This window comes from Nocardioides rubriscoriae (assembly GCF_008087085.1).
Classification (GTDB): Bacteria; Actinomycetota; Actinomycetes; order Propionibacteriales; family Nocardioidaceae; genus Nocardioides; species Nocardioides rubriscoriae.
The window spans coordinates 663,719-671,252 of record NZ_VIYJ01000002.1; the positions used below are offsets into that span (position 1 = coordinate 663,719).

A 7,534-nucleotide genomic window follows, 5' to 3' on the forward strand; every position below is an offset into this window, starting at 1 on the left:
CACGGCTCAGACGACGGCCACCCCGAACCGCTGCAGCACCAGCCGCTCGGCCAGCTGCGCCAGCACGTAGAGCAGGATCGAGGCCAGGGTCACCACGACGACCAGGGCCCAGAGCTTGTCGTACTGGTAGAGCGCGAGCGAGGTGTTGACCGCCTTGCCGACGCTGTCGGTGGTGGTGAAGTACTCCGCGATCAGGGCGCCGGTGATCGCACCCGGCACCGAGATACGTACCGCGGCGAACAGCGACGGGAGCGCTGTCGGGTAGGCGACGCGCCGCAGCACGTCGATCGTCGAGCCGCCGTAGACCGTGACGACGTCGCGCATCTGCGGGGTGACCGACCGCAGCCCGTAGGCGATGGTCACCAGCGCGGGGAAGAGCACCACGATCCCGCTCATCACCGCGACGCAGAGGAACCCGTTGCCGAAGATCAGCGTGATGATCGGGGCGAGCGCCACGAGCGGCACGGTGCGCAGCAGGAGGACGACGGGCAGCGTGGCGGCCTCGACGCCGCGTGAGAGCACCATCCCGGTCGCCAGCAGCGTCGCGGCGACCAGGCCGGCCACGAAGCCGATACCGGCGTCGAGCAGTGTCCGGCGCAGCGGCCCGAGCACGTCGGCACGGTTCTCGGCGGCGTCGGGGTCGGTCACCAGCCAGGCCCACACGTCGGCAGGGCGTCGTACGACGAGGTCGCTGACGTCCGAGACGTGGAGGAGCAGCGCCCACAGGCCCACGACGACGGCGAGCACGAAGGCCAGGTTGAGCGCCGGGCGACCGACCAGCCGGAGCGCCGTCACCTCGCCACGCCCTTCGACCACGGCGTCACGAACCGGCCGAGCAGCCCGATCGCGAGGTAGGCGACCCCGGCGACGACGGCGCACGCGATGCCGAGGGACCAGGCCAGCGCCGTCTCGCGGTTGTTCTGGGCGAGGATGAGCGAGGGTCCGACACCGACCTCGAGGTGCCGGTCGAAGTACTCGCCCAGCAGGGCACCGAGGTAGGCCGCCGGGGCGGCGACCTGCAGCGTGGTGAACAGGGCGGGCAGGGCCGAGACGAGGCGCACCCGGAAGAACTGCTGCGGCTTGCCGCCGCCGTAGACCGAGACCACGTCGAGCGCGGCCGGGTCGGCGGAGCGGAAGCCCAGCACGGCTCCGACGACGGTCGTGAAGAAGACCGACACCGCGGCGAGGTCGACGGCGGTGGCCGAGTGGCCGCCCGGTTCGGGCAGGTCGTGGACGATGATGAGGATCGGCGCGAGCACGACGACCGGCAGGCAGTAGGTCACCACGGCGAGCTGCATCACCACCGGCTCCAGCCGTGGCACCAGCAGCACCAGCGTGGCGAGCACGAGGGCGGCCCCGACGCCGACGACGTAGCCGCGCACGGCCTCGCCGAGGGTGACCGAGAAGATCTCGCGGTAGTAGGACGGGCCACGCTCGCGGAAGACGTCGAGCACGTCGGGTGGCGTCGGGACCTGGTGGCCGGCCAGCCAGGTCGCGGCCGACACCCACCAGACCGCGAGGGTCACGGCGGTGCCGAGGACGCCGAGCAGCAGGGTGCGGCGCTGCTCGGCCGACAGGGTCGGTCGACGCATCAGGGGTCGGTCCCCGTCGCCGTACCGGGGTCGCCGAACAGCAGCTCGGAGGCGTGGTCGTGCAGCGCGTGGAACTCCGGGGTGCGCATCATCTCGGGGGTGCGCGGGCGTGGCAGGTCGACGGTGATGACCTCCTTGACCCGCCCGGGGCGGGCGCTCATCACCGCGACCTGGTCGGACAGGAAGATCGCCTCGGAGATGCCGTGGGTGACCATCAGCGTGGTCGCCGGCTTCTCGGTCCAGATGCGCAGCAGCTCGAGGTTGAGACGTTGGCGCGTCATGTCGTCGAGCGCCCCGAAGGGCTCGTCCAGCAGCAGCACCGACGGCTTGACCACCAGCGAGCGGGCGATCGACACGCGCTGACGCATGCCGCCCGACAGCTGCGCCGGTCGGGCCTTCTCGAAGCCCTCGAGGCCAACGAGCGTGATGAGCTCGCGGACCAGAGCGTCGTCGGGCTTGGTGCCCGAGACCTGGAAGGGCAGGCGGATGTTGGACTCCACCGACCGCCAGGGCAGCAGCGCCGAGTCCTGGAACGCGATGCCGAGCCGGTGGTCGCGACGCAGCTCGGCGGGCGTCTTGCCGTCGACCCGGGCCTCGCCGCTCGTCGCGGTCTCCAGCCCCGCGAGGATCCGCAGGATCGTGGACTTGCCGCAGCCCGAGGGCCCCAGCAGCGAGAGGAACGCACCCTTGTCCGTGTGCAGGGTCGCGCCCTCGGGCGCGACCACCTGCTGCCGGCCGACCGTGAACGTCTTGGACAGGTCCTGGACGTGCAGGCCGGTGCCGCTGAGCTCGGTGTCGGTCGGTGCCAGGCCTGCCAGGTCGGGTGCCTCGGCTGCCGGGGCCTTCGGGGTCACGGCTTGAGCTCGGGGTTCTCCTCGTAGACCTCGGCGAGCAGGCTGAGGTCGAAGAGGTCGTCGGCCTCGAGGTCGATCTGGGCGGCGGCCAGCGAGTCCAGGTTGGCCTGGACGAGGTCGTCGCTGATGGTGAACAGACCGTTGGCCGCGGTCTCGTCGGTGTTGACCAGCAGGTCGCACTGCTGCTCGGCCTGGGCGACCTCCTTGTCCAGCTCCAGCGGCGGGTCGATGTCGACGCCGTACTTCTCCACCGCGAGCTCGGCACCGGCCTCCGGGTCGGCGCACGCGTCGTTCCAGCCCTGGATCTCGGCCTTGAGGAACGCCTTGACCATGTCGGGCTCGTTCTTGATGGTGTCGTCGGTGGCGATGACGCTCTCGGCCACGAAGGGCAGGCCGTTGTCGGCGAAGCCGAGGTCGACGGTGTCGAAGCCGTCGCCCTTCACGAGCAGGGACTCGTTGGTCACGTAGGCGACGAGCCCGTCGATCTGGCCGTCCTCGAGCGGGGCGATGTCGAAGCCGTTGGGCACGACCTCGACGTCGTCGGGGTCGATGCCGTTGGCCGCGAGCAGCGCGTTGAACAGGCTGAGGTTGGGGTCCTGGACACCGATCTTCTTGCCGATCAGGTCCTGCGGGGTCGCGATGTTGCCGCCGTCGGCCAGCGAGAGGATCGAGAAGGGGTTCTTCTGGTACGTCGTGCCGATGATCTTGAGCGGGAAGTCCGAGTTGGCCACTGCCGCGCCGGTCGAGATCGCGTTGCTCAGCCCGAAGTCGGCCTTGCCCGTGGCGACGAGCTCCTCGGTCGCGACCGGACCGGACAGCAGGTCGACCCCGTCGAACCCGGCGTCGGCGAAGTAGCCCTTGTCGTCGGCCATGAACTCGCCGGCGAACTCGGCGTTCTTGATCCACGACAGCTGCACCGCGATGCTGCCGAACCCGTCGCCGTCCGCGCCGCTGCCGGCAGCCGAGGCGTTGCCGCCGCCGTCGCCGCCGTCGTCGCCACAGGCAGCGAGGAGCAGGGTGGCGGCCACGAGCGCGGTGGCCGCCTGCCAGCGTCGGGCCCAGTGGTGGGCCCCGTTTCGGGAGGGACGGGGCCTGCGGGGGTTCGTGGTCATGCGGTGCCTCCTGGGCGCGGGTGGTGCTGGTCGCCGAGCTCGACCGTGCGGTCCCGCGAAACGTAGGAGCCGGAGGTTCCCGGGTCGTGATCCGCGCATTTCGGGGGGATTACGTCCGTCTCGGGGCGGCCGTGGACGGTCCGCCCGTCGGCCGCGTGGTGTGGAAGCATCGGCCGCGTGATCCAGGAGTGCACGTGACGCTGCTCGAGTCCCCGCTGACCCTGCCGAGCGGGCTGGTGCTGCCGCACCGCATCGTGAAGGCGGCCATGACCGAGAACCTCTCGGACGCCGACAACCAGCCCACGACACGACACGAGGCCCTCTACCGCCGCTGGGCGCAGGGCGCCGCCGGTGGACTGCTGGTCACCGGCAACCTGATGGTCGACCGCCGCTACCTCGAGCGCAGCCGCAACATCGTGGCCGACGCCCACCTCGACGTCGCCCGCCTGCGTCGGGTGCGCGAGGCGGCCCGGCCCTCCCCCGTCATCGCTCAGCTCAACCACCCGGGCCGTCAGACCAACCGCTTCCTGGCCTCGACCCCGGTCGCACCCAGCGCCGCCGCGGCGGTCCCGATGATGGGGATGTTCGCCCGGCCCCGGGCCCTCGAGGCGGTAGAGATCGAGAAGATCGTCGCGGCGTTCGGTGCCGCTGCCGCGCTGTGCCAGGACGCCGGGCTCGACGGCGTCCAGGTGCACGCGGCCCACGGCTACCTGCTCGCGCAGTTCCTGTCCCCCCACGTCAACCAACGCACCGACCGCTGGGGCGGCGACGTCACGGGTCGCTCCCGCGCCCTCGTCGAGTCGGTCCGGGCCGCCCGCACCCGCACCGGCCCCGGCTTCACCGTGGCGGTCAAGCTCAACTCCTCCGACTTCCGTCACGGCGGCTTCACCGAGGACGACGCCGAGCAGGTGATCCGGCTGCTCGTCGCCGAGGGCGTCGACCTGATCGAGATCTCCGGCGGGACCTACGAGAGCCCGGCGCTCTTCGGCGAGGTGGCCGAGCTCGGCTCGGGCGCGAGCGCCAAGGAGGCTTACTTCGCGGCGTTCGCCCGCCGCGCCCGTGCAGCGGCCGGCGACGTACCGGTCATGCTCACCGGCGGCATCCGTACCCGCTCGGTGATGGAGGCCCTGCTCGCCGACGGCGGGGTGGACCTGATCGGCCTCGGCCGGCCGGTGGCCATCGACCCCGACCTCCCCGCCAAGCTGCTCGCGGGCGCACCCGGCACCACGCTGCCGCGTTACACCCTGCCCACGGCGATCGGCTTCGCCGGCGAGTCGGAGTGGTACGAGGCCCAGATCGGACGGATGGGCGCGGGCCTCGAGGTCAAGCCGGGCCTCAACGCCGCCGTCGCCGCGACGCGGTTCGTGGCCGGCGAGCTGGGACGAGGACTCTCGGCCCGGCGGCGGCGGGCCCGGCTGGTGGCGAGCACGCCGGGCTGAGCAGGCACGAGGCCTTGACCCATCAGTCGAACATGTGCTCTAATACAGCAGCACGGCTGAGATGATCAGCCTCAGATGCAGTAGTCCTCCGGGTGTGCTCCGGAGCTCGCCAAGCATGGCGCGCTGGCATCGCGGTCCTCGTCGTCCCGGGGGTGGGTCCCCGGGCAGGGTTCGATCGAAACAGGCCAGTCAGATGCTCTCCCCGTGCACCCTCTCGCCCGCGGCGGTCCTCGCGACCGCCGGGTCGCAGCTCGGCGAGCTGCGGGAGCGGCTGTGGGCCGGCGTGGGCCACGAGGACCTCGTCGACGGGCTGCAGGCCCTCGAGGCGCTCACGGCGCAGGCCGCGGCGCTCCGAGCCCAGCTGCTCACCGAGGTCGACCACCGGGAGATCCCCCGTCGGCAGCTGTCCTGGGCCTCGACCCACGAGTGGTACGCCCACCTCGCCGGCCTCACGGTCGGCGAGGCGCGCAAGGCCGTGGTCCACGCGCGGGCACTCACCTCCGAGCGGTCCGCGACGTTCGAGGCGCTGGCTGCCGGCGAGGTCTCTCCGCGCCAGGCCGGCATCGTCTGCGACGCGGTCGAGGACCTGCCGCCCGGTCCGGCGCTGCGCGCGCAGGCCGAGCAGACGCTCCTGGCCGAGGCGACCCGGCTCGACGCGACCGACCTGCGCAAGGCGGCCCGCCACCTGGCCGACGTGGTCGACCCCGACCGGGCCGAGCGCAAGGCCGAGGCCGAGCTCGACCGTGAGGAGCGCGCCGCCCACCTGAAGCGCTTCTTCGCCGTCACCGACGACGGAGCCGGCGGCGTCCGCATCAAGGGCCGTGGGTCGGTCGAGGACGCCGCGATCCTCAGGGCGGCCCTGATCCCGCTGACCAAGCCCTCCCCGGCCGTCGACCCCGAGCAGCCCGACGAGCCCGACCACGTCGACCCGCGCGACCACGGCGCCCGGATGTGGGACGCCCTCGTCGGCCTGGCCCAGCACTCCCTCGACACCGACCTCCAGCCCGCGAGCCACGGCGCGCGGCCCCGGGTCGGCGTCCTCATCGACCTCGACGACCTGCGCCACGGCACCGGCACGGCCGGCACCACCGAAGACGGTCTGACGCTCTCGGTGTCCGCCGTACGCCGCCTCGCGTGCGACGCCGACATCCTTCCGGTCTGCCTCGGCACCGAGGGCCAGGTCCTCGACGTCGGCCGCACCCACCGCCTCGTGACCATGGCCCTCTGGCTCGCGCTGATCGCCCGCGACCGACACTGCGCCTTCCCGGGCTGCAGCCGTCCGCCGGTCATGTGCCACGGCCACCACGTCCGGCACTGGGCCGACGGCGGCGCGACCGCGCTCGACAACCTGGTGATGCTCTGCGGGGCGCACCACCGCGTGATCCACCACAGCCCGTGGGAGGTGCGTCTCTCCCCGGTCGACGGGCGACCCGAGTTCCGACCACCGCCACGACGTCGAGGCGATCCACCACCCGAGGAGTGGATCCGACACCGCCCGCGGCGGGTCTAGGAACGGCCGCCCAGCGTGGCTGAGTGGGACCGATCCTCACCGAGCTCGGGTCGCGCCGCGTCGCGTCGCGGACTCAACCACCGTGGGGAGGTGTACCCGATCGTCGGCACGAGCGCGCTCTCCGCGGCATGGCCGGGCGATCAGGATTGGGGAAGTGCGTCCTCGGGCTCCGTGACGCTTGCCGACTGAGCGTCGATGACGATGCTTCGTTCGTTCTCCCAGAGCACCTGGAGTTGGATTCCAGCCAGGCACGTCTCAGCGCGCAGCTGTGCCACCTCGGAGAGGCCCCAGTTGATGGCCTCAGGGTGGTCAAGCATCGCTGGCGACAGCGCGCCCTCCATATGGAGCCGCTGGACGCCGTGCATCTCAATGATTAGACGCTGCTCGCGTGTATCGAGGTCGGGACGAAGGACACCTTCCGAGGCCCAAGTCAGGTTGAACGCAAGTCTCACTGCATAGCCGTGATGCGTCAGAGCCATCTCGACAAGCAGGGATTCCTGGCAGTGCAGCCAACGACTCAGTTCGTTGTCCAGACCCGCAGCCTCTCTAAAAGCGGTGGTCCCCATTCCGCCATCGTCGCACCCGCCGGGCAGAGCCCCGCTGAGCAGGCGCCCGACTCTCGGCAGAGTCGGGCGGTTCGACCTCCGACGTATCAAGCGAGGTTCGCGTGAACCTGGTGCACGCGATCCTCGCCTGATCCTCAACGGCGACGGCGTCGGGTGGATGAGCACCTGAACAAGCCCCGAAGGTTCGTGCCACCTGGTGGCACGAACGTTCGGGGCTGACTTCTCGAGCCTGTGCACACGTCGTTAGCGCAGGATCGCCCGCGCCATACGCCGACATTCCTCCACCGTCGGACACCGCCTGGCAGCGCCACACACCGAGTCTCGAGGTTCGGGCCTAGGAGCCTGCTGAACAAGCAGGGGTGGGGACCCGCGTTTGTTGTGGGTGCGGGCGGAGCGCCGCCAAGGCAGTCGAGCTGCGGTCAGCACACGTGGTGCGACACGGGGTCGTTCCGCCCGCATAC

7 protein-coding genes are annotated in these 7,534 nt (G+C 71.4%); 2 read left to right on the forward strand and 5 right to left on the reverse strand.

The features are described 5' to 3' along the window. Positions 1-6 precede the first annotated feature (6 nt). From FZC61_RS06540 to FZC61_RS06555, 4 genes are read right to left on the reverse strand one after another with little or no spacing between them, the layout of a single operon-like run. Entirely contained in the window at positions 7-795 is a 789-nt protein-coding gene (locus tag FZC61_RS06540; protein WP_211357117.1) for an ABC transporter permease, read from the reverse strand. Beyond that, positions 792-1,592: an ABC transporter permease gene (locus FZC61_RS06545; RefSeq protein WP_148613295.1), complete on the reverse strand. Its 801-nt coding sequence runs from the start codon at positions 1,590-1,592 to the stop codon at positions 792-794. The genes FZC61_RS06540 and FZC61_RS06545 overlap by 4 nt, the downstream gene beginning before the upstream one ends. Continuing rightward, positions 1,592-2,446 carry an ABC transporter ATP-binding protein gene (locus FZC61_RS06550; RefSeq protein WP_246142564.1) on the reverse strand — a complete coding sequence of 285 codons (855 nt, stop codon included), beginning with the start codon at positions 2,444-2,446 and terminating at the stop codon, positions 1,592-1,594. The genes FZC61_RS06545 and FZC61_RS06550 overlap by 1 nt, the downstream gene beginning before the upstream one ends. Further along, positions 2,443-3,558, reverse strand: a complete 1,116-nt coding sequence (locus tag FZC61_RS06555; RefSeq protein WP_148613296.1) for an ABC transporter substrate-binding protein — start codon at positions 3,556-3,558, stop codon at positions 2,443-2,445. The genes FZC61_RS06550 and FZC61_RS06555 overlap by 4 nt, the downstream gene beginning before the upstream one ends. Before the next feature lie 194 nt (positions 3,559-3,752). Between FZC61_RS06555 and FZC61_RS06560 the strand changes: the two genes are divergently transcribed. Both FZC61_RS06560 and FZC61_RS06565 read left to right on the forward strand, forming a co-directional pair. After that, positions 3,753-4,997, forward strand: a complete 1,245-nt coding sequence (locus tag FZC61_RS06560; protein ID WP_211357118.1) for an oxidoreductase — start codon at positions 3,753-3,755, stop codon at positions 4,995-4,997. A gap of 193 nt (positions 4,998-5,190) precedes the next feature. After that, a complete protein-coding gene (locus FZC61_RS06565; RefSeq protein WP_170285999.1) occupies positions 5,191-6,507 on the forward strand; it encodes an HNH endonuclease signature motif containing protein in 1,317 nt (438 codons plus the stop codon). Between the two features lie 140 nt (positions 6,508-6,647). Here FZC61_RS06565 and FZC61_RS06570 read toward each other — a convergent pair whose 3' ends face one another. Continuing rightward, the gene (locus FZC61_RS06570) at positions 6,648-7,073 is read right to left on the reverse strand and encodes a hypothetical protein (RefSeq protein ID WP_148613299.1); all 426 of its coding nucleotides are present in this window, start codon (positions 7,071-7,073) and stop codon (positions 6,648-6,650) included. Positions 7,074-7,534 lie beyond the last annotated feature (461 nt).

What these genes read in the sequence shown, in the direction of transcription:
- FZC61_RS06545 (WP_148613295.1), bottom strand. Translation starts at nt 1,592, where the DNA reads ATGCGTCGACCGACCCTGTCGGCCGAGCAGCGCCGCACCCTGCTGCTC.
- FZC61_RS06555 (WP_148613296.1), bottom strand. Translation starts at nt 3,558, where the DNA reads ATGACCACGAACCCCCGCAGGCCCCGTCCCTCCCGAAACGGGGCCCAC.
- FZC61_RS06565 (WP_170285999.1), top strand. Translation starts at nt 5,191, where the DNA reads ATGCTCTCCCCGTGCACCCTCTCGCCCGCGGCGGTCCTCGCGACCGCC.
- FZC61_RS06570 (WP_148613299.1), bottom strand. Translation starts at nt 7,073, where the DNA reads ATGGGGACCACCGCTTTTAGAGAGGCTGCGGGTCTGGACAACGAACTG.